The 23,937-nt window shown below is 72.9% G+C and carries 13 protein-coding genes; 12 read left to right on the top strand and 1 reads right to left on the bottom strand.

Going from position 1 to position 23,937, the window contains the following annotated elements:
- Positions 1-102 precede the first annotated feature (102 nt).
- The 6 genes from DEI94_RS09055 (at position 103) to DEI94_RS09030 (ending at position 14,231) form a co-directional block, all read left to right on the top strand.
- Positions 103-1,509: a serine/threonine-protein kinase gene (locus DEI94_RS09055; protein WP_111013231.1), complete on the top strand. Its 1,407-nt coding sequence runs from the start codon at positions 103-105 to the stop codon at positions 1,507-1,509.
- Positions 1,510-7,353, top strand: coding sequence for an Ig-like domain-containing protein (locus DEI94_RS09050; protein ID WP_111025661.1), 5,844 nt, complete (start codon positions 1,510-1,512; stop codon positions 7,351-7,353).
- A gap of 47 nt (positions 7,354-7,400) precedes the next feature.
- Complete coding sequence (locus DEI94_RS09045) at positions 7,401-8,372, top strand: AAA family ATPase (protein ID WP_111009185.1); 972 nt, start codon at positions 7,401-7,403, stop codon at positions 8,370-8,372.
- Positions 8,369-9,787 (top strand): DUF58 domain-containing protein, encoded by a 1,419-nt coding sequence (locus DEI94_RS09040; protein WP_111025660.1) that lies wholly within the window; start codon positions 8,369-8,371, stop codon positions 9,785-9,787. The genes DEI94_RS09045 and DEI94_RS09040 overlap by 4 nt, the downstream gene beginning before the upstream one ends.
- Positions 9,784-12,168: a transglutaminase TgpA family protein gene (locus DEI94_RS09035; RefSeq protein ID WP_111025659.1), complete on the top strand. Its 2,385-nt coding sequence runs from the start codon at positions 9,784-9,786 to the stop codon at positions 12,166-12,168. Before DEI94_RS09040 ends, DEI94_RS09035 begins: the two co-directional genes overlap by 4 nt.
- A gap of 113 nt (positions 12,169-12,281) precedes the next feature.
- A complete protein-coding gene (locus DEI94_RS09030) occupies positions 12,282-14,231 on the top strand; it encodes an FHA domain-containing protein (RefSeq protein WP_181441711.1) in 1,950 nt (649 codons plus the stop codon).
- 1,394 nt (positions 14,232-15,625) lie between these two features.
- On the opposite strand, the gene DEI94_RS09025 is transcribed toward DEI94_RS09030, so the two are convergent.
- Positions 15,626-16,621 carry an asparaginase gene (locus DEI94_RS09025; RefSeq protein ID WP_111009181.1) on the bottom strand — a complete coding sequence of 332 codons (996 nt, stop codon included), beginning with the start codon at positions 16,619-16,621 and terminating at the stop codon, positions 15,626-15,628.
- A gap of 47 nt (positions 16,622-16,668) precedes the next feature.
- On the opposite strand from DEI94_RS09025, the gene DEI94_RS09020 reads away from it, so the two are divergent.
- From DEI94_RS09020 to DEI94_RS08995, 6 genes are all read left to right on the top strand, one after another.
- Positions 16,669-17,136, top strand: coding sequence for an OsmC family protein (locus tag DEI94_RS09020; RefSeq protein WP_111009180.1), 468 nt, complete (start codon positions 16,669-16,671; stop codon positions 17,134-17,136).
- An 88-nt stretch (positions 17,137-17,224) separates the two neighbouring features.
- A complete protein-coding gene (locus tag DEI94_RS09015; protein WP_146244008.1) occupies positions 17,225-18,181 on the top strand; it encodes an FKBP-type peptidyl-prolyl cis-trans isomerase in 957 nt (318 codons plus the stop codon).
- A 2-nt stretch (positions 18,182-18,183) separates the two neighbouring features.
- Positions 18,184-19,296 (top strand): 1-deoxy-D-xylulose-5-phosphate reductoisomerase, encoded by a 1,113-nt coding sequence (locus tag DEI94_RS09010; RefSeq protein WP_111009178.1) that lies wholly within the window; start codon positions 18,184-18,186, stop codon positions 19,294-19,296.
- A gap of 140 nt (positions 19,297-19,436) precedes the next feature.
- Complete coding sequence (locus DEI94_RS09005; RefSeq protein ID WP_258368477.1) at positions 19,437-20,765, top strand: M50 family metallopeptidase; 1,329 nt, start codon at positions 19,437-19,439, stop codon at positions 20,763-20,765.
- A 120-nt stretch (positions 20,766-20,885) separates the two neighbouring features.
- Positions 20,886-22,034: a flavodoxin-dependent (E)-4-hydroxy-3-methylbut-2-enyl-diphosphate synthase gene (gene ispG / locus DEI94_RS09000; RefSeq protein ID WP_181441710.1), complete on the top strand. Its 1,149-nt coding sequence runs from the start codon at positions 20,886-20,888 to the stop codon at positions 22,032-22,034.
- A gap of 78 nt (positions 22,035-22,112) precedes the next feature.
- Positions 22,113-23,924, top strand: coding sequence for a proline--tRNA ligase (locus tag DEI94_RS08995; protein ID WP_111025655.1), 1,812 nt, complete (start codon positions 22,113-22,115; stop codon positions 23,922-23,924).
- Positions 23,925-23,937 lie beyond the last annotated feature (13 nt).

The raw sequence follows: 23,937 nt of genomic DNA, 5'->3' as shown, positions 1-23,937 counted from the left end.
TGTCCACAGACCGACCGACGACGCCGGGACCGCTCCGTAGAATCGAGGGGTTGCGGGCCGGATCGCGGTCGCGCTCGGAGCACGTGGTCGTAAGGAGAGGTCATGGCCCGCCGCCTGCCGTCCACGCCACCCGTGCTCCCCGGCTTCACGTACGTGCACGTCCTGGGATCGGGCGGGTTCGCCGACGTGTTCCTGTACGAGCAGAACATGCCGCGTCGCCAGGTCGCGGTCAAGGTCCTCCTCGACGAGGTCGTCGACGACCGGGTGCGGCAGTCGTTCCAGTCCGAGGCGAACCTCATGGCGCGGCTCAGCACCCACCCGTCGATCCTGACGGTGCTCCAGGCCAGCGTGGCGGCCGACGGTCGGCCGTACCTCGTGATGGAGCTCTGCTCGGCGTCGTTGAGCGAGCGCTACCGTCGGGACCCGGTCCCGGTGTCCGAGGTCCTCGCGATCGGTGTCCGCGTCGGGTCCGCCCTCGAGACCGCGCACCGCGAGGGCGTCCTGCACCGCGACGTCAAGCCCTCCAACATCCTCCGCACCGCGTACGGCAGCCCGGTGCTGTCGGACTTCGGTATCGCCGCTTCCATCGGCGAGGCCGACCCGGACGAACCGATCGGGATGTCGATCCCCTGGTCCGCGCCCGAGGTGCTCATGGACGAGTCCCGCGGTTCGGTGCAGTCCGAGGTCTACTCGCTCGCCGCGACGGTGTACTCGTTGCTCGCCGGCCGGAGCCCCTTCGAGGTACCTGGTGGCGCGAACGGTGCGGACGACCTCATGGGCCGCATCGACAAGGGCACGCCGAAGCCGACCGGGCGGCCCGACGTCCCCCCGTCGCTCGAGCGGCTCCTCGCGGCGGCGATGTCCCGACGCCCGGAACAGCGGCCCGCGACGGCGATCGAGTTCGTCCGCGGACTCCAACAGGTGGAGGCAGAACTCGGTCTCCCGCAGACTCCGGCCGAGGTCGAGGTCGAGAACTGGGCGATGGCGTCGGTCGGTGACGCCACGGACCGCACCATGCTCCGCAACGTCGCCGCGCCGGTCGCCGGTGGCCGTCGGCGCCGTGCGCGGCAGTCCCCGCGCGGCGGGCTCACGACCACGGCGTCCCGGAGCGTCGGCACGGTGCACCGCAGCGCGTCGACGGCCCGGGTCGGCCGGCGGTCGCGGTCGACCCTGCTGTGGGCGGCCCTGGCCGCCGTCGTGGTCGCCGTGGTCGCCGTGTCGGCGACGCTGGTGCTGACCCGGACCGGCTCGGGATCGATCCCGACCGTTTCGGACATCCGGGCGACGACCGTCGGCACGACCGTCACGTTCCGCTGGGGTGACCCGGGCACACGCGCCGGTGACACGTACGTCATCAGTTCGAACGGCGGCACGAGCCAGCAGACCGGGCGGAGCTTCGTCGTCTCGGGCAAGCGGGGCGACGAGGAATGCGTCGCCGTCGCGGTCAACCGGGACGGCAAGAACGGCGACCAGAGCGCCCAGAAGTGCGTCACCATCGGGGACGACTAGGTGCTGCGCGTCGTACTGCGACGGCACCGCTCGGTGCTCATCACCACGATCGTCGCGTTCGTGGTGATGGTCGTCGTCGCCACCACCGCGATCGTGTCGAGCGGCTACCACACGCAGCGGGTGGACCTCGGCGACGGGACCGTGTGGGTCCCGAGCGGACAGTACGGAGCGGTCGGCCGCGCGAACACCGGCGTGCTCCAGCTCAACACGGCGGTCGCGGCCGCCTCGGACACCCTCGCGGTGGTGCAGCGAGGCCACCGGGTGTGGAGTGTCGACGAGACGAAGGGCACGCTCACGCGGGTGGACGTCGCCGACGCCACCCTCGGGGATCCGGTCACGTTGCCCTCGGGATCCCCGCAGGTGTTCCTGGCCGGCGGCACGGGGGTGATCGGCAACGGTGACACCGGGCAGTTGTGGGCGACCCCCGCCGACGCGATCGGTGCGTTCGACACCGCCACGAAGGCCGACCTCACCCTCGGTGCCGACGCCGTGTTCGATGCCGATGACTCCGACGTGGCCGTCTACTCGCCCCGCACCGGCACCGCGTCGCTCGTCGCGGTGGGGACGTCCCTGAGCGTCCGACGGACGTTCGACGTCGCGATGTCCCGGAAGCACGACCTCCAGACCGCGGTGGTCGGCGACCACCTGGCCGTGTTGGACCGCACGAGTTCCGTGCTCGCGATCGACGGCCGGCGCGTCGCCCTCGGCGACCGGGTGAGCGGTCGGGCGACCCTCCAACGGTCCTCGTCGTCCGGAACCGCGGTGACCGTGGCGAGTGCTGCCGGGCTCCTGCGGGTCTCACCCTCGGGCGGGGTGACGGCGGTGCGCCTCGGCGTCTCCGGCACGCCCGCGCGCCCCTACGTCGACAGCTCGTGCACGTTCGGCGCGTGGAGCGGGGGCCAGGCCGTGGACACGTGCGACGGTCGAGCCGTGCAACGACTCGAGTCGGTGCCGTCGGGGGCGGCACTCACCGTGCAGCACAACGGCGACACGGTCGTGGCCAACGACCCGGAGTCCGGGCGCACCTGGGCGATCGACCGGAGCGGGCAGCTCATCGACAACTGGGGCGACCTGATCCAGAAGCAGGACGACCGGCAGCAACGACAGGCCTCGTCCGACGACGCGGCCGCGGACACCGAGCAGAAGCCGCCTGTCGCCACCGACGACGTCCTCGGTGCGCGGCCGGGCCGGACGACGGTCCTGCCGGTGCTCCTCAACGACTACGACCCCAACGGGGACCCGATCGTCATCGAGGACCTCGGCAGCATCGATCGTACGACGGGGACGCTCGCCCGCATCGACGAGCGGCAACAGCTCCAGATCACCCTCTCGCCGCGAGCGACGGGCACGGTCCGCTTCCGCTACGAGATCAGCGACGGCAACGGCGGCACCGCCTCGGCGACCGTGAGCGTCACCGTGAAGACCCCCGCGCAGAACGGCGCTCCCGTGCAGGTCCGCGACACCCACGCCGTCGTCGTCCGTGCCGGCACGGTCTCGACGAACGTGCTGTCGGACTGGGTCGACCCCGACGGCGACCCCGTCTACCTGGCCTCTGCCTCCGCGCCGGACGGCGACACCGTGACCACGACGCCCGACGGGGTCGTGGACGTGACCGACCACTCCGGTCGCACCGGCGAGCGCACCGTGCAGCTGGTCGTGAGCGACGGGCGCCTGCAAGGACGGGGGACCCTCACGGTCGACGTGGACGCACAGGGCAAGGCGCCCCTGTCCGCGGATTCGTTCGCGGTGCAGGCGTACGCGGGTGAACCCCTGACGGTGCACCCGCTCGACCACGTGCGCGGCGGCAACGGCACGGTGACCCTGACCAGCGTCCCGGCGGTGGCCAGGACCACGCTGACGCCGAGCTACGACGCGGGCACCTTCGTCGTGTCGAGCGCCGTACCGGGCGACCACCTGCTCGCCTACACCGTGACCGACGGCACCAAGACCGCCACCGGAGTCGTCCGCGTCACCGTCGAGGCGGCGCCGGACGCCTCGACCGCGCCCATCACGACGCCGAAGACGGTCTTCGTGGACACGCTCTCCACGAAGGACACGGACGTCACGGCCACCGACATCGACCCGGCGGGGGGCGTCCTGCTCGTCACGGGACTCAGCGGGGTCGACGGCGGCAGCGGCGTGCAGGCCACCGTGCTCGACCAGCACACCGTCCGGGTGACGCTGATCGCTCCGCTCTCCGGGCCCGTGACCTTCACCTACACCGAGACCAACGGGCTCGCGTCGAGCACCGGCACGGTGACCGTCATCGAGGTCCCCGAGCCGGACCACGTCCAACCACCCGTCGCCCAGCCCGACAGCGCGACCGTCCGCGTCGGCGACGTGGCGACGATCGACGTGCTCGCGAACGACACGCAGCCGGACGGAGAGCCGTTGACGCTCGAGCCGGACCTGGTGCAGAACCTGCCGGCCGGTGCCGGTCTGCTGTTCGTGTCGGGAGAAACCCTCCGGTACCTCGCCCCCGACACCCCTGGCAACTACACGGCGGTGTACCGCGTGGACGGACCGGACGGCCAACACGCGGACGCCGTCGTCTCGATCGCCGTGCGCGAGCGGGACGCCGCCACGAACGCCGCACCGGTCCCGGACACGATCACGGCCCGGGCGGTGGCGGGGCAGACGGTGCGGGTGACCGTGCCGCTGTCGGGGATCGACCCGGACGGCGACTCCGTCCAGCTCGTCGGAGTCGCGTCGAATCCGGACAAGGGCTCCGTCAGCGACGTCACCGCGTCCACGCTCGACTACGCGGCGGGGGACTACTCCGCAGGGACGGACCAGTTCACCTACACGGTGGTCGACGCCCTGGGCGCCCGTGCGACCGGGACCATCCGCGTCGGCATCGCGCCGCGGGCGGACCAGGCGTCGAACCCGGTCGCCCAGGCGGACCACGTCACCATCCGGCCGGGCGGCAGCGTGACCGTCCGGGTCCTCGAGAACGACTCCGATCCGGACGGCGGTGACCTGCGGGTCACGCGAGCCGAGCCGAACGGTCCCGGTCTCGAGGCCCGTGTGTTGCGGCACCAGGAGGTCAAGGTCACGCCCCCGCCGGCGGCCCGACGCGGCGACTTCGCGGTCCTCTACACCGTCGCGAACGACGACGGCGGTGCGAGCACGGCCTTCCTCACCGTCACCGTCGACCGGAACGCCGCACCGCTCCGGCCGGAGGTCTCGGACTCCACCCTCGACCTCGTCGACATCCTCCATCGCAAGGCGGTCTCCGTCGACGTCCTCGCGAACACGTTCTTCGCCGAGGGCTCGACCGCGGACCTCCGCGTCGGGCTCGTCCGCGGCTACGCGGACGGCGCGCGGGTCACGCGGTCGGGCCGGATCGTGGTCCCGGTGACGGCCCGGTCCCGGATCATCCCGTTCTCCGTCGCGCGTCGCGACCATCCGGACGTCGTCTCGTACGCGTTCGTGCACGTGCCCGGACTCGACGACGCGCTGCCGCAGATCGACCGCACCGCCCCGGCGATCACGGTGCGAAGCGAGTCGACGGTCCAGATCCCGCTGTCGAAGTACGTGGTGACGGCCAACGGCGCCGTCGCGCACGTGACCGACCCGAGCACCGTCAAGGCGACCCATGCGAACGGGGCCGACCTCGTCGTCGACCCGACCACCCTGTCGTTCACCTCCGCCAAGCTCTACTACGGGAACGCCTCGATCTCGTTCGAGGTCACCGACGGTTCCGACGCGAACGGAGGCAAGGGCCGCGTGGCGACGCTCGTCCTGCCGATCAAGGTGACCCCGCGCACCAACCAGCCGCCGTCGTTCACCGGGAGCACGATCGAGCTGCAGCCGGGTGACCGCCGGACGGTGGACCTCACGAGGCTGACGGACTACCCCTACCCGAAGGACCTCGGCGAGCTGCGCTACGACGTCGTGAGCCGCCCCGCCAGCGGCGTCACGGCGACGATCAGCGGGCAGCGGATGACGCTCGCGGTCGACGACGACGCGACCAAGGGCTCGACGGCGTCCGTCGGCGTCGGCGTCGCCGACCGGAGTGCGGCGGGTCGCAGCGGCACGATCGCGGTGGAGGTCGTGGCGTCGACCCGTCCGCTCGTGCAGCCGGCCGCGGACCGCGCCGTCGTCAAGCGTGGACAGACCGCCGACGTCGACGTCCTGGCGAACGACGCCGCGACCAACCCGTTCCCCGGTCGGCCCCTGCGGGTGGTCGCGATCCGCGGACTGTCCGGCGGCGTCCCCGCGGGCGTGTCGATCACCCCGAGCGCCGACCGTGCGCGCCTGACGCTCCGGGTGGCCGCGTCCGCTCGCCCCGTCGACACCCACCTGCAGTACGAGGTCGCGGACGCGACGAACGACCGCGACCGGTACGTCTGGGGCGACGTCACCGTGTCGGTCCAGGACGTCCCGGAGCAGCCCTCCGTGCCCACCAGGACGGGGACGTACCAGGGTGGGTCGTTGTCGCTCACCTGGAACGCACCGGCGGCCAACAACGCCGCCATCTCGGACTACCGCGTGACCAGCCGGACCTCGGGCGGCCGCACCGCGACGCACGACTGCGGTGCGAGCACCGTCTGCACGCTCACCGACCTCGATCCGCAGGAGCGGTACACGTTCACCGTCACCGCGGTGAACGCGGCCGGCAGCTCGAAGCCGTCCGGGGCGAGCGCCGTGATGAGCGACGACTTCATCCCGGCGGCCCCGGCCTCGGTGACGGTCACGCCGGCCAAGGAGACGCCACGTCGGCTCGTCGTGCAGTGGGCGGCCGTCCCACGACCGGGCACGGGGTCCGCGGTCGCGAACTACGTCGTCACCCTCGAGGGGCCGTCCGGCACGCAGGCGCAGACGGTCGGCGCGGCGACCACGTCCACCTCGTTCGACGGCCTGCAGCCGGGCGGCCAGTACACCGCCACCGTGTCGGCGCGGAACGCGGCCCTCGTCCTCTCGACCGCGGACTGGAACGAGCGGACGTCCGCCGCCGCGACGGCCGTCGGTCAGCCGGCAACCCCGTCGCTCTCGGCCACGGGCAGCCCCGACGGCCAAGGACGGACCACGGTGCGGCTGTCCTCCGCGGAGGCCGACTGGGCCGGAGGCACGGCCACGCGCCTGACGATCGCCCGGTTCGATCCGGGCGCCGCGATCCCGTCCGGTTGCCCGCCGACGGGAGCTGGTGCGACGTTCGGAGCCACCGACACCGACACGATCAGCGGCGACGGCGACTACCAGTACGTCGCGTACGCCGACAACGGCCGTTTCTGCAGCGCCAGCGCCCCGACGAGCGTCACGAGCTACGCGCCGCCGGCGACGCCGACGGGCAGCGTCGACGTCGAGCAGGTGGACCCGACCTCGCCGAACTGGCAGATCCGGATCAGCGGGGTGTCCTCGGCCAGCAGTCGCGTGGACCACTACGCCTACACCGTGAACGGTGGCTCGGCGGTGCCGCTGACCGGGGACACGTGGTCGACCGGCACCGGGTACGGTGACCAGGCGGCCATCCGGTTGGTGGCCTGCGCGACGGCGTCGGACGACTACTGCAGCACGAGCGACCCCGTGTCCGTCCAGCCCTTCACCACGCGTGCGACCATCGCGAGCGCCGTGCAGGGCCAGGCGCCCGTCGTGAACGCCCCGGACAACGACGGTCGGCTCGCGCCCAGCGGCTACGACGTCAGCTACTGCATCGGTGGCGCCTCGGGGCTGTGCACCGACACGGACCCGGTGTCGGGCGAGCCGTTCACCACGACGGATCCGGTGCCGGCGGCGTACGACACCATCCGCGTCCGGGCGACCGTCAACGGACAGCAGGACCCCACTGGCGCGTCGGCGCCGATCACCACGCCGGCCGTTCCACAATCGACCGACGGCTGAACGGCGCGTGACCGACGTCACCACCACCGCAGAGGAACGACATCCGCATGAGCATGACCCCCGAGCAGGCGACCTGGTTCGCCGACGTCGCCGGCCGCATCGTCACGAACGTCGAGCAGGTGCTGCTCGGCAAGACCTTCGTGATCCGACTCGCGGTGACGGCGATGCTGAGCGAGGGGCACCTGCTGCTCGAGGACGTCCCGGGCACGGGCAAGACGAGCATGGCCCGAGCGCTCGCGCAGAGCGTGCAGGGTTCGACTGCCCGGATCCAGTTCACGCCCGACCTGCTGCCGGGCGACATCACGGGCATCAGCGTGTACGACCAGCGCACGAGCGAGTTCGAGTTCCACCGCGGTCCGGTGTTCGCCAACGTCGTGCTCGCCGACGAGATCAACCGGGCGAGCCCGAAGACACAGTCCGCGCTCCTCGAGGCGATGGAGGAGTCCGCCGTGACCGTGGACGGCGTGACGCATCGTCTCGCCGCCCCGTTCATGGTCATCGCCACGCAGAACCCGATCGAACAGGCGGGAACCTACCGTCTGCCCGAGGCACAGCTCGACCGCTTCCTCATGAAGACGTCGATCGGGTACCCGGACCACGCGGCGACCGTGCGGATCCTCGAGACCCCGTCCGCACCCTCCGCGTCGGTGCCGCTCGCGAGCGTCGTGCCCGCCGCCACGATCACCGAGATGGCCGCGCTCGCCCGCACCGTCCACGTCGACCCCGTCATCGCGGACTACGTCGCGCGACTCGTCGACGGCACCCGAGCGGCGAGTGAGGTGCGTCTCGGCGTCAGCGTGCGGGGCGCGATGGGGCTCATGCGAGCAGCACGCGTCTTCGCCGCGCTCAGCGGGCGGCACTACGTGACCCCCGACGACGTCAAGGCGCTGGCCGAACCGGTCCTGGCACACCGGATCGTGCTCGACGCCGAGGCGGAGTTCGACGGTGTCAGCACGACGAGCGTCGTCGCGCAGCTCGTGGTCGAGACACCGCCGCCCGTGGACCGGGTGGCTCCGTGACCGACCGCGCCACCCGCGACCGGGCCCCGACCGGGACGGCGTCCCGTCGACCGGGAGGGACCCGGTCGCGTCGCCCGGGCGTCGAACGGACCGCGACGCTCGGCGCGACGAACGCGCGCACCCACCTGGTCGGCGGCTCCCGAGGCGGGGTGGCGGACGCCGTGGCGGGCGCGGCGCGTCTCGCACGAGCGGTCGGGAGGCTCGGCGCGCGGGTCGGGGACCAGGTCGCGTCGGTCGTCACCGGACTCGGCTGGACCGTGGCGGTGCTCACGGCGGTCGCGCTCGTCCTCGGGTACCGGTACGGGCTGCGTGAGGTCGTCGCCGTCGGCTGGACCGGTGTCGTGCTCGCGGTCGTGGCGCTCGTCGCGTTGGTCGGGCGGTCGCGCCTGGCCGTCCGGATGCACCTGCCCACCCGCAGGGTCGCGGTGGGGGGCACGGCCACGGTCCGGATCACGGCGGAGAACCCGGGCCGCGTGCCCACGGTCGCCACGAGCGTCGAGGTCCCCGTCGGACCCGGACTCGTCGACGTCGCGTTGCCGGGCATCGCCCCGCAGGACACGGTCGAGCGGGAGGTCCCGGTCCCGACCCTCCGCCGCGGCGTCCTCGACGTCGGGCCCGTCCGGGGTGTCCGTGCCGACCCGGTCGGCCTCGTCCGACGCGAGGTCGTCTGGACGCAGCGGGAGCAGGTGATCGTGCACCCGCGCACGATCGCGATCCCGTCCACCAGCACCGGTCTCGTCCGCGACCTCGAAGGGCAGGTCACGCGCGACCTGTCGCCCGCGGACATCGCGTTCCACGCCATCCGCGAGTACCAGCCGGGCGACGACCCGCGCACGGTGCACTGGAAGTCGACCGCCAAGACCGGCGCGCTCATGGTCCGTCAGTTCGAGGAGACACGCCGATCGCACCTCGTGGTCGCGCTCGGGACGGCCCGGAGCGAGTTCGGCGACGACGACGAGTTCGAGCTCGCCGTGAGCGCTGCGGCGTCCCTCGGCGACCGCGCCATCCGCGACGGTCGCGAGGTCACCGTGGTCGTGTCAGCGCGGACACCGGAGTTCGCGCGGCGTCGGGTGTACGCGGTGCACCCGCTGACGACACGATCGCCGTCGCTGCTGCTCGACGACTTCGCGCGCGTCGCGGCCTCCGATGCCTCCCTGCCCACCAGCGAGGTGGCCCGGATCGTCGGTGACGACAGCGTCGGGACGTCCGTCGCCTTCCTCGTCGTGGGCTCCGCCGTCGGACTCGGTGCGCTGCGGCTCGCCGCGACCCGGTTCCCCGTCGGCGTCGAGGTCGTCGCGGTGATCTGCGAGACCGAGTCGCCGCCGCGTGTCGTCCGGGTGCCCGGACTCACCGTGATCACGATCGGGTACCTCGAAGACCTCCGGCACGCCCTGCGACGATCGGCAGCGGCGTGAGCGCCCAGCCGGTCGCGGCCGCCGCCGACGTCTCCTCGCGCCGGGCGGAGCGCGAGCGCCGGCAGCGGCGCCCCGCGGTCCTGCGCGTCGTCGGCGGCACGCTCGTGGTCGTGCTGCTCGTGGGCCTCGCGAGTGTCGCGTGGTGGCCGCTCTACCGGTCGTCCGCCATGGTGGGGGCCGGCGTCGCGGCGGTGGTCGCCGGGGCGCTGATCGCGCTGGCGGGCTCGTGGTGGCGCCTCCCCGGCCCGGTGCTCCTGGCACTGACGGTGGCGGCGTTCACCCTCGTCGGCGTGCCCGCCGCGGTCCCGACCGAGGCCGCCGGGGTCCTGCCGACTCCGGCCGGTCTCGTGGACCTGTTCTCGTCGGTCGCCCTCGGGTGGAAGCGCCTGCTCACCATCGGGCCGCCGGTGGGCGACTACGAGGCGCTCCTCGTGCCCTACTTCGCGTCCGCGCTCGTCGTCGTCGTCGTCGGCGTGACCATCGCCGTCCGGACACCCCGTCCGGAGATCGCGGCGCTTCCACCGCTCGCGTTCTTCGCGGTCGGCGTCCTCGTCGGCCCCACGCGGCTCGCCTACCCCGTGGTGTCCGGCGTCGTGCTCGTGGGGGTGGCCCTGGCGTGGGCGCTCGTGTCCCGGCGGGTGCGTCGCGCGGTCGCGGTCGCGGGGACCGCCGGGAGCCGGGTCAATGTCGGTCGGTCGATCGTGCGCCCGTCGCTCGTGGGACTCGCGACCATCGTCGCCGCCGGGGTCCTCGCGAGTGGGCTCGGGGTGGTCGCGACCCCGCACGCCGACCGCCGCGTCGCACGGAGCAGCGTCGTCGCGCCGTTCGACCCCCGCGACTACGTCAGCCCGTTGAGCGGGTTGCGCGCGTACGAGGAGGCGGGAACCGCGGACGCCCCGCAGCTCACCGTCACTGGGCTCCCGGCCGACGGTTTCGTCCGGATCGCGACGCTCGACACCTACGACGGCGTCGTGTACTCCGTCGGCGGGCCGTCGGGTGCCTCCGCGTCCGGCACGTTCAGTCGGGTCCCGACGTCCGTCGACACGAGCGGTGTCCGAGGCCGCCGGGTGCACGTCGACGTGCAGGTACGCGGGTACGGCGGGGTCTGGGTGCCCACGGTCGGTGACCTCGAACAGATCCGGTTCACCGGCTCCCACGCCGATGCCGAACGGAACGCGTTCTACTACGACCGGAGCACCGGCACCGCGGCCGTCGTCGGCGGAGTGGGCCGCGGGACCGCATACTCGCTGACCGCGGTGGTCCCCGCCCGACCGTCCGCAGCGGAGCTCGCCGGCGCGCGCCCCGGTGCTGCCCGGGTCCCGACCCCGACACAGGTCCCCGAGGCCGTGTCGGACACCGTCGCCGCGACGACGAAGGGCGTCACCGGCACGGGTCGCAAGCTCGCGGCGGTGATCGCGGCGCTGCGCACGCACGGGTACGTCAGCCACGGTGTGGGCGACGACCGACCGAGCCGTTCGGGCCATGGTGCCGACCGCATCACCGAGCTCCTCACCGCGCCGCTCATGATCGGGGACGGCGAACAGTACGCCGTCGCCGCGTCCCTCATGGCGCAGGACCTCGGGTTCCCGGCACGGGTGGTCCTCGGGTTCGCGTCGGGCGGTTCCGGGGCCGACCGCGTCGACACCGGTCGGACGACCTTCCGTGGTTCGGACGTCACTGCTCGGATCGAGGTCGACACCGCCCAGTACGGCTGGGTCATGATCGACCCGAACCCGCCCGTCCGGGCGATCCCCGAGGACCAGGACCAGACCCCGCAGCCCGTCACGCGACCCGAGACGGTCGTGCCGCCACCGCCCGCGGCACAGGAGGACCAGGACACCCAGACCCCGCCACAGAGCGACCGCGGTACCCCGCCGGAGGCGCCGCTGTGGCTCCGGATCCTGCTGGCGGCGCTGCCCTGGGTCATCGGGGTGCTGGCCGTCGCGGCGCTCGTCGCACTGCCGTTCGCCGTGGTCGTCGCCCGCAAACGCCTGCGTCGACGTCGCCGCCGCCGTGCTCCCACGGGCCGCGCACGGGTCGTCGGCGCCTGGGACGAGTACCGCGACGCCCTGACCGACCGAGGCGTCCCGATCGGACGTGCGGCCACACGGCGGGACGTCGCCGGCATGGCACCGGACCCGGCGGCAGCGGGATTGGCCGCGCTCGCCGACCGGGTCGTGTTCGGCCCCGCCGACGCGGACGGTGCCACGGCGGACCGCATGTGGTCCGCGACCGACACCGCGGTGCGGGCGCTGCAGGACGGCCGGACGCGGTGGCAGCGGTTCCGGGCCGCCACGTCGCTCCGTTCCCTGCGTCGGCCACGGTCGCCGCGCGCGTCCGCTCCGGCTCGGTCGTCCTCGACGCCGGGTTCCGCTGGGTAGCATGGCGGGAGTTCGAACGAGGACAGAGGTCACGAGTGATCAGATGTGAGCACTGCGGATCGCCGCTCCCGGACGGGGCCATCATCTGCGGTGAGTGTGGTCGGTCGGTGTCGGTGGCGACGGCACGTCGCTCCGTCGAACCGGAGCCCGGACGCGCCCCACAACCACCGCCGCTCCGTCCGCCGGCCCTCTCGGCCGGGCGACCGGACCCCGCGGCCGATGCCTGGCTGCCGGAGACCACGCTGGACCCCGCGACGCGTGCCTGGCTCACCGGCGCGTCCGACCGGCGCGACGAGTCCGGTCGCGGTAAGGACGAGATCCGGCGCCCGCACGACCCGGACGACGACGGCGACCGTCGGTTCGCGCCGCGGAGCGCACCGAGCCATGTGAACGGCTCGGACAGCGGTCTCGCGAGCTGGGCCGGCCGACCCACGGAACCCTCGCTCGACCCGGACCGCATCCGGCCCGTTCCGGTCGACGACCGCCCGGACGACCGAGCCGGTCGGGTCGACGACGGCGCTCCGGTGGACGCACCCGGTGCGGCCACCCGGGCGGATCAGCTCGATGAGGACCCCGAGGTGACGCTCGTCGCGCCGCCCACGCCGCAGCGCCGCGTCCCCGATCCGGTCGTTCCCGAACCCGCCGCTCCCACGTGGTGGGTCGGGCGGAACCGGCCCACCGCAGCGGCTGATGCGGGCCACGATGCCGACACCGCAGCCGTTTCCGGCACCGAAGCCGACCCGGTGGGCCGAGACGACGACGCGGTGCCGGGGGAGCGCTCGAACGCGGGAGACGCTCCCGCCGCCGTGGACGGCCCCGCGGACGACGCCGAGCGCGGTCATGACGCAGCCGCGAGCGGTCATGACGGCCATGACGAGGGTCACGACGGACTCGAGGGCCGCGGGGACGCCCGTGGCCAGGACGATCGCACCTGGGACGACGACTCGCGATCCCGGGCAGCCGGCGTCACCACGGACGTCCCGGGACCGGGCGACACCGCGGTCATCATGCCCTTCCCGGAGCGGCGCGTCGCGCCACGCCCCGTGCCGCTCGTGGCGCCGGGAGCGCAGGGAGCGACGTGCCACGTGTGCGGCCACCCCCTCGAGCCGGACGACATCTTCTGCGAGGAGTGCGGCGCCGTCGTGCCGGCCGTGACCGCGGCGTACACGGGCCCCGTGGTGCCGCTCCCGATGGAGCGACCCGACTGGTCGATCGTGGACGACTCGGACCCCGTGTCCGGGAGCGCGGACGAGGCCAGTACCGACGCCGGCTCCGACGCTGTAGACGACCCCGACCCCGACCAGGACACCGACGCGTCCCAGGCCGACGCGTCCCAGGCCGACGCGTCCCAGGACGCCGAGGCGGACCAGGACGCCGAGGCGGACCAGGACGCCGAGGCGGACCAGGTCGACGCGGACCAGGTCGCCGACGCGGACCACGTGGCTGTCGCGCAGCCGCTGCCGCAGGCCGACTCCGGAGACGCAGCACCCCTTGCCGTGCCGGATCCGGCGTCCCGGATGCGTGCCGGACACGCCGCCTCAGCGCCGTCGGACGACCTCCCGCCGATGCCGGGTCGCCTCGACGAGACGCCCGCGGCCGCACCGCTGCGCCCGACGCTGCCGCCCATCCCACCGTCGCCCGTCGCCGAGGACACCCTCCGCACCTGGAGCCGACGGCGGCAGGACGATGACGGCGAGGACGTCGAGGCGACACGCATCGTCGCCCGTTCGCCCCAGCGCGCTCCCGTCGTCCTGCACTTCAGCACGGGCGAGCGGGTCGGACTCGTCGGTTCCGGGCTGCTCGGACGCCTCCCGCGCCCCGAGCCGGGCGAGCGGATCGACGAGGTCATCACGATCGTCGACCCCGGCAAGTCGGTGTCGAAGACGCACCTCGAGTTGGGGCGGGAGGGCGACGACCTGTGGGTGTCCGACCGGTTCTCCGGCAACGGCACGGTGATCCGGCACATCGACGGCAGCATCCGCCGGTGTGAGCCCGGACGCCGCTACCGAGTCGAGCGCGGGGCGCGGGTCGACATCGGCGAGCAGTTCTTCCTGGTGCAGTAGGCGGAAGGCGCCGCGTCGGGCGGAGCGGACGGGGCCTTCGGGGGCCGGGATGACGTGCTGGCGTCGTGGTGTCCCTCGACTCGGCCTTCGTCCCGGCGATCCGCGGTCGGTTCCACCGAGCGGTCGATCCGCGCTTCCGCCATCGCGCGCTCGAGGGCTCCCGATCGGCGGGGCGTTCGTCGCGGGCGCATCAGCCGACCCTGTACAAGAGCTCGTCCGTCGAGGGCGTCGAGGGCGCCGAGGGCGTCGAGGGCGTCGATGCCGCGATGGTCGCACACGAGCACGTCGGCGCGGCCTCGCGCGCGATCGTCGAGCCCCACTACCGGGGACCAGGGGCACGCGGCCTGAACCCTCCCGACGCGGCTCGGCGTCCACGTACGGGTCGCGGTGTCGACCCTGCCGACGACCGGATCCGAGAACACGCGAGGTCAGGACCCGCGACGCTCCTCCTCCACAGACGGCGGGGATCCGGAGGTCCCACACCGCGCGCCCCCCTCGGTGCCGGGGTCGCGTCCGGTGTGCGTCACGCTCGTGCCATGCAGAACGGTCAGGAGGGCCGTGGCCGCGCCGTCCTGGCCCTCGCCACGGCGGTGGTCGCCCTGGGCAGCGCCGTGTCCGCGCTCTCGGGGACGGCTGATGCCGCCGTCTCCCGCATCGTCGGTGTCATCGCCTCCACAGCCGCGCTCGTGGCCGTCCGCTGGGCGTCGCGTCGGCCGGGTGGCGGACCGTCTCCGACGGGGCGGGCGGGTCCGGCACCGTCCACTCCCGATGGCGCACCCGGCCTCGACATCGACCGTGCCCAGCATGCTCAGGACCTCGGTCGGTTGCCCGTGCTCCTCGGTCACCGGCCGGAGCGAAGCGGGGCAGCGCCCCGGATCGGTGCGATGCGGAACCGCGTCGACGGCGTGCCTGACGAGGTCATCGGCTGGTCCGCCGTCGTCGCCGACGTGGCCGGCGGCCTCGCGGTCGTCGGCCGGGGCGTCGCCGCACGCGCCGTGTTCCGTGCGGTCGTGACGGCGCTGGCCGACGGCGCCGGAGGCGAGCACGTCGAGATCCGGAGCGTGGGCGACGACGTGGTGTCGGGCCTGCCGGCCGCCGGGCGGCCGCCCGCCGGTGCGCTCGGCTGGACGCCGGACGGGACCGCGGTGGCCGTCGTGCACCCCAGGCACGGTCCGCCGGGCGCGCTCGGCTGGGTCGTCCTCGCCCCGACGCGCGCCGACGTGCCGCCCGCCGTCCGGACCCGGCTGCTCGTGGACGCCGGGGGCTGCCGTCTGCTGCCCGGCGGGTCCGTCGAGCCGACCGACCTCGTGGCGGACGGTGCCGATGGCATCGTGCCGGTGTTGCCGCCGGTCCCAGGCCGACCGCCGGTCGAGCCCCGTCCGTCGCCCGCGACCTCAGGCCACGAGGCCGCGCCCGGGCCGCACGCCCCCGACGCGCTGCCCACCACCGAGGACCGACGGGACGGACGCCGCGATGACGGCGCGCGCGTCGTCGGGGTCGACCATGCCGGAACGGGCGAGCAGCGTCAGCGCCGCGAGCGTGCCGGCGCGCTGTGATCCGTCGAGCACCTTCACGGCGACCGCACCGGAGCCGGGTACCCCCATGACCATGACGCCCTCGGCACCGAGCTTCGCCAACACCCCGAGACGCTCGATGGTGAGGGTGTTGGCGCGACCCGGCCCGTCGATCGCCCACGGCTCCGCGAGCACGGCCGTCGTCAACGCCCGACCGTCCGCGTCCGTCGGGCCGACGACGGTCGCGATGCCGCGGGCCAGGCCGTGCAGGGTCAGCGGGACGACGGGCGCACCGCAGCCGTCCACGCCGACGACGTCGACCGACTCACGGGTCAGGTCCTCCACCGTGTCGACCACCACGCGCTGCAGCGGGTGGTCCACGGCGAGGTAGGTCGACCGGTCCCATCCGTTCAGTGCGCAGGCGGCCAGCATCGCCGCGTGCTTGCCGGAGCAGTTCATCGCCAGACGACGGGGTGCGGTCATCCGTCGTGCGGTCGCGCCGTCGAAGGGGAAGTCCGGGGGGCATCCCAACGTGTCCTCGTCGTGACCCCATGCGGCGAGCATCGCCGCGGCGACCTCCTGGTGCGCGGGCGTACCGGCGTGGCTCGCGGTGCTGAGCACGAGCTGCGCTCCCTCGAACCGCGCGCCCGTCCGACGGACCGCGATCGCCTGGAACGGCTTCAGCGTGCTCCGCGTCCAGACGCTCGCGGCTGCGTCGCCCACCACGTCCACCATCCGCCCGTCCGCGTCGACGACCACGCCGACGCCGACGTGCCGGCTCTCGTCGAAGCCCGAGCGGGACACGACGGCCAGCTCGACCGACCCGTCCGCGGTGAGGGGGTGGCGGTCGGAGCGGACGTCGGCGGTTCCCGGCATGATGGGGAGTGTAACCGCGGTGTCACACCCCCTCGGCAGGAGGCTCCATGCTCGACCACGACCACACCGTCGAGGTCCGGTGGACCGGCGACCGGGGGACCGGCACGTCCGACCACCGTGCCTACGGCCGCGACCACGTGGTGTCCGCGGCGGGCAAACCGGACCTTCCCGGCTCGGCGGCGCAGCCCTTCCGCGGCGATGCGGACCGCTGGAACCCCGAAGACCTCCTCGTGGCGGCGCTCGCCCAGTGCCACATGCTGAGCTATCTCCACGTCGCCGCGCTCGCCGGGATCACCGTCGTCGAGTACGAGGACCGCGCCACCGGGCACCTCGACGTCCACCCCGACGGTTCCGGCGAGCTCACCGACGCGCTGCTCCGACCCGTGGTCACCATCCTCGAGCCGGACCGCGTGGCCGACGCGACCGCCGCGCACGCCCGGGCCTCGTCCCTGTGCTTCATCGCCCGGTCCGTTTCGTTCCCGGTCCGGCACGAGCCCGTGATCCGCGTGCGCTGACGAGCACACGGGAACGGTGCGGCAGACTGGTCCGGTCGAAGCGGTCGTCGTCCGCCCGAACGCACCTCAACCCCAACCGAAGGTCCTCGTGAAGCGTCTCCGTCTCGTCCCGTTCCTGATCGTCCCGGCGGTCGTCCTCGGCCTCGCCGCGTGTTCCTCGTCCGGGTCGGGTGGTGGTGCCTCCAGCTCGGCCAGCGCGAGCTCGTCGTCGGCGGCCTGCCCGTCGCCCGGCTCCGCGTCGCGCAGCATCCGGGTCTCGGGGGACTTCGGCGGGACGACCGCGCCGAAGGTCACGTTCGCCAAGGGTCTGTCGGCGAGCCCCACGCAGGCGTCGCGCGTCGTCAAGGGTGGCGGCAAGGCGCTCGCCGACGGCGACTTCATCAAGGTCTCGTACTCCGTGTACCAGGCGAAGACGGCGAAGAAGCTCGGCTCCGTCGGGTTCGATCAGGGCGACCCACAGGTGCTCTCGGTCGGTGGCACCGGGTTCGGTCAGGTCCTCGGCTGCGCGAACGCGGGGTCGCGCCTGGCCATGGTGGGTTCGAGCAAGGCGCTCGGGTTCGGCACCACCGGCCAGATCGTCGTGGTGGCGGACGTCATCGGCACGACCGCCAAGAAGTCGACCGGGCACCCGCAGACGCAGGACCCCTCCCTCCCCACCGTCAAGGACGCCTCGAGCGGCGAGCCGACCATCACGATCCCGAAGACGGCTGCGCCCGCCAAGACGACGACCGAGGTGATCAAGCTCGGCTCGGGTGACACGGTCGCCAAGGGTGACACCGTGCTCGTGCAGTACAAGGGCGAGGTCTACGCGACCGGCAAGGTCTTCGACTCCACCTGGAAGCGCGGACAGCCGGCGAGCTTCACCGTGCAGGACGGCCAGCTCATCGCGGGGTTCGTGACCGGCCTCGTCGGCCAGAAGGTCGGCTCCCAGGTGATGATCGCCATCCCGGCCGCGGACGCGTACGGTGCGAACCCGCCCGAGGGATCGAACATCCCGAAGAACGCGCCCCTCGTGTTCGTCGTCGACATCCTCGCCAAGGGCTGAGCGTGACGAGCGCCGGATCGAGCGCGCACCCGGACGGCAAGCGTCGGGTCGTCGTCCTCGGGAGCACGGGGTCGATCGGCACCCAGGCCCTCGACGTGGTCGCACGCAACCCGGATCGGTTCGAGGTCGTCGGCCTCGTGGCCGGCACCAACCGCGCACTGGCGTCCGAGCAGGCCGAGCGGTTCGGCGTGACCGAGGTCGCGTTCGGCGCGGCCGACGCCCAACGGCTGGTTCGTGCCGTCGAGGCGGACGTCGTGCTCAACGGCATCACCGGGTCGGTCGGGCTCGGCCCGACGCTCGCGGTCCTCGAGACGGGCGCCCTGCTCGCGCTCGCGAACAAGGAGAGCCTCATCGTCGGGGGTCCGCTCGTGCAGGCGGCGGCGGCACCCGGTCAGATCGTGCCGGTCGACAGCGAGCACTCCGCGATCGCGCAGGCACTCCGCGCGGGGTCCGCCACCGAGGTCCGCCGGCTCGTGCTGACCGCTTCGGGAGGCCCGTTCCGCGGACGCTCACGGGCGGAGCTCGCCGACGTGACCCCGGCCGCGGCACTCGCGCACCCGACGTGGGACATGGGTCTCGTCGTCACGACGAACTCGGCGACGCTCGTCAACAAGGGCCTCGAGGTGATCGAGGCGCACCTGCTGTTCGGGGTCCCGTACGACCGCATCGACGTGACGGTCCACGCGCAGTCGATCGTGCACTCGATGGTCGAGTTCGTCGACGGCTCGACGATCGCGCAGGCCTCCCCGCCCGACATGCGGTTGCCGATCGCGCTCGGTCTGGGGTGGCCCGACCGTGTCGCGGGCGTCGGCGTGCCACTCGACTGGACACGGTCGTCCGCCTGGACCTTCGAGCCGCTCGACCAGGACGCCTTCGGCGCCGTCCGGCTGGCGAAGCACGTGGGGGAGCGCGGCGGGACCTACCCGGCGGTGTTCAACGCCGCGAACGAACAGGCGGTCGGGGCGTTCCACGCGGGCGCGATCGGGTTCCTCGACATCGTCGACACCGTGGAGCGGGTCGTCGACGCACACGACGCGGGGGAGTCCTCGCTCGAGGGCGTGCTCGCGGCCGAGCGGTGGGCGCGCGCCGAGGCGGATCGTCTGCTGCGTCGCTGACGCACACCGCGCCTCCCGGCGGGACGCCCGTCTCCCGACCCGTCGTCGATGCCCGACACGGCACGGTGACTCCGCGATGAGCAGTCGCCGCTCAGCGGTCCCTCGGCTGCTGCTTGGCGAGGGTCCCGTACGCTACCCCGGTGACCCCCGGATCCGTGCTCCTGTTCGTCCTCGGCGTCGTCGTGTTCGTCGTCGGCCTGCTGGTCTCGATCGGCCTCCACGAGCTCGGACACCTGTTCTTCGCCAAGCTCTTCGGCGTCAAGGTGACGCAGTACATGCTCGGGTTCGGGCGGACGCTGTGGTCGTTCCGCCGCGGCGACACGGAGTACGGGGTCAAGCCGATCCTCCTGGGCGGCTACATCTCGATGGTCGGGATGCTCGCCCCGCGGGCGTCCGGCAAACCCGCACCGATCACGAACACCGGGTTCTACAGCGCGATGGTGCAGGACGCCCGAGACGCCAGCGCGGAGCAGATCGCCGAGCAGGGGGACGAGCGGGCGTTCTACCGACTGACACCGTGGAAGCGGATCATCGTCATGATCGCGGGCCCGGCCATGAACCTCGTCATCGGCATCGTGCTGTTCGCGGTCCTGCTGTGCGGCTTCGGCGCGCCGACGACGAGCATCGCGGGCACGACCGCGTGCGTGTTGCCGACGTCGCAGTCGACCCGGTGCACGAGTGACGATCCGGTGTCCCCGGCGAAGCGGGCAGGACTGCGTGCCGGCGACGCGGTGCTCGCGGTCGACGGCCGGTCGGATGTCTCGACGACCGAGCTGACGACGATCCTGCAGCGGTCGGCCGGCTCGCCCGTGCGACTCACGGTCCTCCGCGACGGGCAGCGGCGCACGATCACCGTGACGCCCCGGCTGGCGACGCGCGACGTCTACCGCGCCGACGGCACGGTGGCGAAGGAGCAGGACGGCAGCACGAAGACGGAACGCGTCGGCGTCGTCGGCGTCTCGATCGGACAGACGCTCGTCCGGCAGTCGCCGGCGGCGGTCCTGCCCGCGGTCTGGGCACAGACCGAGGCGTCGGCGTCGCTCATCCTCGACTTGCCGCAGCGACTCGTCGCGGTGTGGAACGCCGCGTTCGGATCGCAACAGCGCGCGCAGGACAGCCCGGTGAGCGTCGTGGGCGTCGGCCGCGCCATCGGGACCGTGGCGTCGGCGAGCGGCGTCCCGGTCGTCGACAAGATCTACACGATCCTGTCGCTGCTCGGCGCGCTCAACATCGGTCTCTTCGTGCTCAACCTCGTGCCGCTGCTGCCGCTCGACGGCGGGCACGTCGCGGGCGCACTGTGGGAGGCCGTCAAGCGTCGAACGGCCAAGCTCCTCGGCCGCGGGGACCCGGGCCCGATCGACCTGGCCAAGACGATGCCGCTCACGTTCGCCGTCGTCGTCCTGCTCGGGGGCATGAGCCTGCTCCTCATCTACGCGGACATCGTGCGTCCGGTCCGAGTGTTCGGCTGAGGTCGACCGGGAGGCCCCGCCGTCGGCCCCGCCCGTCGCCCCGGCCCGGGAGGCACGCCGACAGCGGACTGTCGGCCGCCGGTCACCGGGCTGTCACCGGGAACGCGTAGGCTGCCGACCGTGCCAGCAGTCAATCTCGGTATGCCCAAGGCCCCCGTCACCCTCGCTCCGCGCCGCAAGTCGCGCCAGATCAAGGTGGGCAAGGTCCTCGTCGGCGGCGACGCACCCGTGAGTGTGCAGTCGATGACCACGACGCCGACCACGAACATCAACGCCACCCTGCAGCAGATCGCGGAACTCACCGCGTCCGGCTGCGACATCGTGCGCGTGGCGGTCCCGAGCCAGGACGACGCCGACGCGCTCCCGATCATCGCGAAGAAGTCCCAGATCCCGGTGATCGCGGACATCCACTTCCAGCCGAAGTACGTGTTCCAGGCGATCGACGCGGGCTGCGCGGCCGTCCGGGTCAACCCGGGCAACATCCGCAAGTTCGACGACCAGGTCGGTGCGATCGCCAAGGCAGCCAAGGACGCCGGCGTCTCGCTGCGCATCGGTGTGAACGCCGGGTCGCTCGAGCCCAGCATCCTGCAGAAGTACGGCAAGGCCACGCCGGAGGCCCTCGTCGAGTCGTCGGTGTGGGAGGCCTCGCTGTTCGAGGAGCACGACTTCCACGACTTCAAGATCTCCGTCAAGCACAACGACCCGGTCGTCATGGTCCAGGCATACCGACTGCTCGCGCAGCGGGGGGACTGGCCGCTCCACCTCGGCGTCACCGAGGCCGGACCGGAGTTCCAGGGCACGATCAAGAGCGCGACCGCCTTCGGCATCCTCCTCGGTGAAGGCATCGGCGACACCATCCGCGTGTCGCTGTCCGCACCGCCCGCGCAAGAGGTCAAGGTCGGCCTGCAGATCCTGCAGTCGCTCAACCTGCGCGAGCGCAAGCTCGAGATCGTCTCGTGCCCGAGTTGCGGCCGGGCACAGGTCGACGTCTACACGCTGGCGAACGACGTCACCGAGGGCCTGCAGGGCATGACGGTCCCGCTCCGCGTCGCGGTCATGGGCTGCGTCGTCAACGGACCGGGTGAGGCGCGCGAGGCCGATCTCGGCGTGGCGTCGGGCAACGGGAAGGGCCAGATCTTCGTCAAGGGCGAGGTCATCAAGACCGTGCCCGAGGCCGAGATCGTCGAGACCCTGATCGCCGAGGCGAACCGCCTCGCGGCCGAGATGCCCGCCGGAGAGGTCGGCAGCCCCGAGGTCGTCACCGCGTAGATGCGTCGGACCGGACGGCGCGCGGGTGGTCCTGCTGCGGGCCCCTCGGGCGTCCTGCGCGGCCGGTAGGCTTTCCGCGTGGTCACACGGCTCTCGCACCTCTTCCTCCGCACGCTCCGCGACGATCCCTCGGACGCCGAGGTGAGGAGCCACAAGCTGCTCGTCCGCGCGGGCTACATCCGTCGGCAGGCGCCCGGCATCTTCGCCTGGCTGCCGCTCGGGCTGCGGGTCAAGGGCCGGATCGAGGCCATCGTGCGCCAGGAGATGACCGCCGCAGGCGCACAAGAGGTCCACTTCCCGGCACTGCTCCCGCGCGAGCCGTACGAGGCGACGAACCGCTGGACGGAGTACGGGGACGGGATCTTCCGCCTCCAGGACCGCAAGGGTGCGGACTACCTGCTGGCGCCCACGCACGAGGAGATGTTCGCGCTCATCGTCAAGGACCTGTACTCGTCGTACAAGGACCTGCCGGTCACGCTGTTCCAGATCCAGGACAAGTACCGCGACGAGGCCCGGCCTCGTGCCGGTCTGCTCCGCGGGCGCGAGTTCACGATGAAGGACGCATACTCGTTCGACATCGACGACGCCGGGCTCGACGCCAGCTACCAGGTCATGCGCGACGCCTACGAGCGGATCTTCACGCGCCTCGGCCTGGAGTACGTGATCGTGCAGGCGGACGCCGGCGCGATGGGTGGGAGCCGGAGCGAGGAGTTCCTGCACCCGATCGCCGTCGGCGAGGACACGTTCGTGCGGAGTGCGGGCGGGTACGCGGCGAACATCGAGGCGTACACGACCCCGGTGCCCGAGGCGTCGCCCACGACCGGACTCCCGGCACCCGTCCTCCTGCCCGTGGCCGAGACGCCGACGATCGCGAGCCTCGTGGAGCACGCGAACTCGGTGGCGCCGCGCGACGGAAGCGGCTGGAGCGCATCGGACACGCTGAAGAACGTGGTGCTCGCGCTCACCCACCTCGACGGCACGCGCGAGATCGTCGTCGTCGGGCTCCCCGGCGACCGCGAGGTCGAGTTGAAGCGTGCGGAGGTCGCCTTCGCCCCGGCCGAGGTGGAGCCCGCGACGGACGCGGACTTCGCGAAGCACCGGTCGCTCGTCAAGGGGTACATCGGTCCGACGGCCGCGTCGTTCATCGAGGAGGCCGCTGCGGGGCACGGGACCGAGGGCTCGGTGCGGCAGTTCCTCGGCGCGGACAGCGAGACCGGACTCCGGTACTTCCTCGATCCGCGGGTCGTCGACGGCACCACGTGGATCACGGGCGCGAACACCGCCGGGCGTCACGTCTCGGGGCTCGTCGCCGGGCGCGACTTCGTGGCCGACGGCGTCGTCGAGGTCGCGGACGTGCGACCGGGGGACCCCGCTCCCGACGGCTCGGGTCCGCTCGAGACGGCGCGCGGCATGGAGATCGGGCACGTGTTCCAGCTCGGACGCAAGTACGCCGAGGCGCTCGGTCTCAAGGTGCAGGACGAGCGGGGCAAGCTCGCCACGGTGACGATGGGCTCCTACGGGATCGGCATCACGCGCATCATGGCGATCCTCGCCGAGGCGCACAACGACGACCGTGGGCTCGTCTGGCCGAAGGACGTCGCCCCCTTCGATGTCCACGTCGTGGCCACGGGCAAGGACCAGGTGGCCTACGACGTCGCGTCGGGCATCATCGCCGAGCTCGAGCGCGCCGGGATGGACGTCCTGTACGACGACCGGCCGAAGGTGTCGCCGGGTGTCAAGTTCGGTGACGCCGAGCTCATCGGTGTCCCGGTGGTCGTCGTCGCGGGCCGGAACGCGGGCGACGGCGTGGTGGAGCTGTGGGACCGTGCGGCGGGGGAGCGTCGCGAGGTCCCGGTCGCCGAGGTGCTCGCGGCCGTGCGCGCGATCTGATCGCGCCGTCCAC

Source organism: Curtobacterium sp. MCBD17_040, from assembly GCF_003234805.2.
Taxonomy (GTDB): Bacteria; Actinomycetota; Actinomycetes; order Actinomycetales; family Microbacteriaceae; genus Curtobacterium.
The sequence above is the reverse complement of the archived record's forward strand: the minus strand, read 5'-3'. Positions and strand labels throughout refer to the sequence as shown.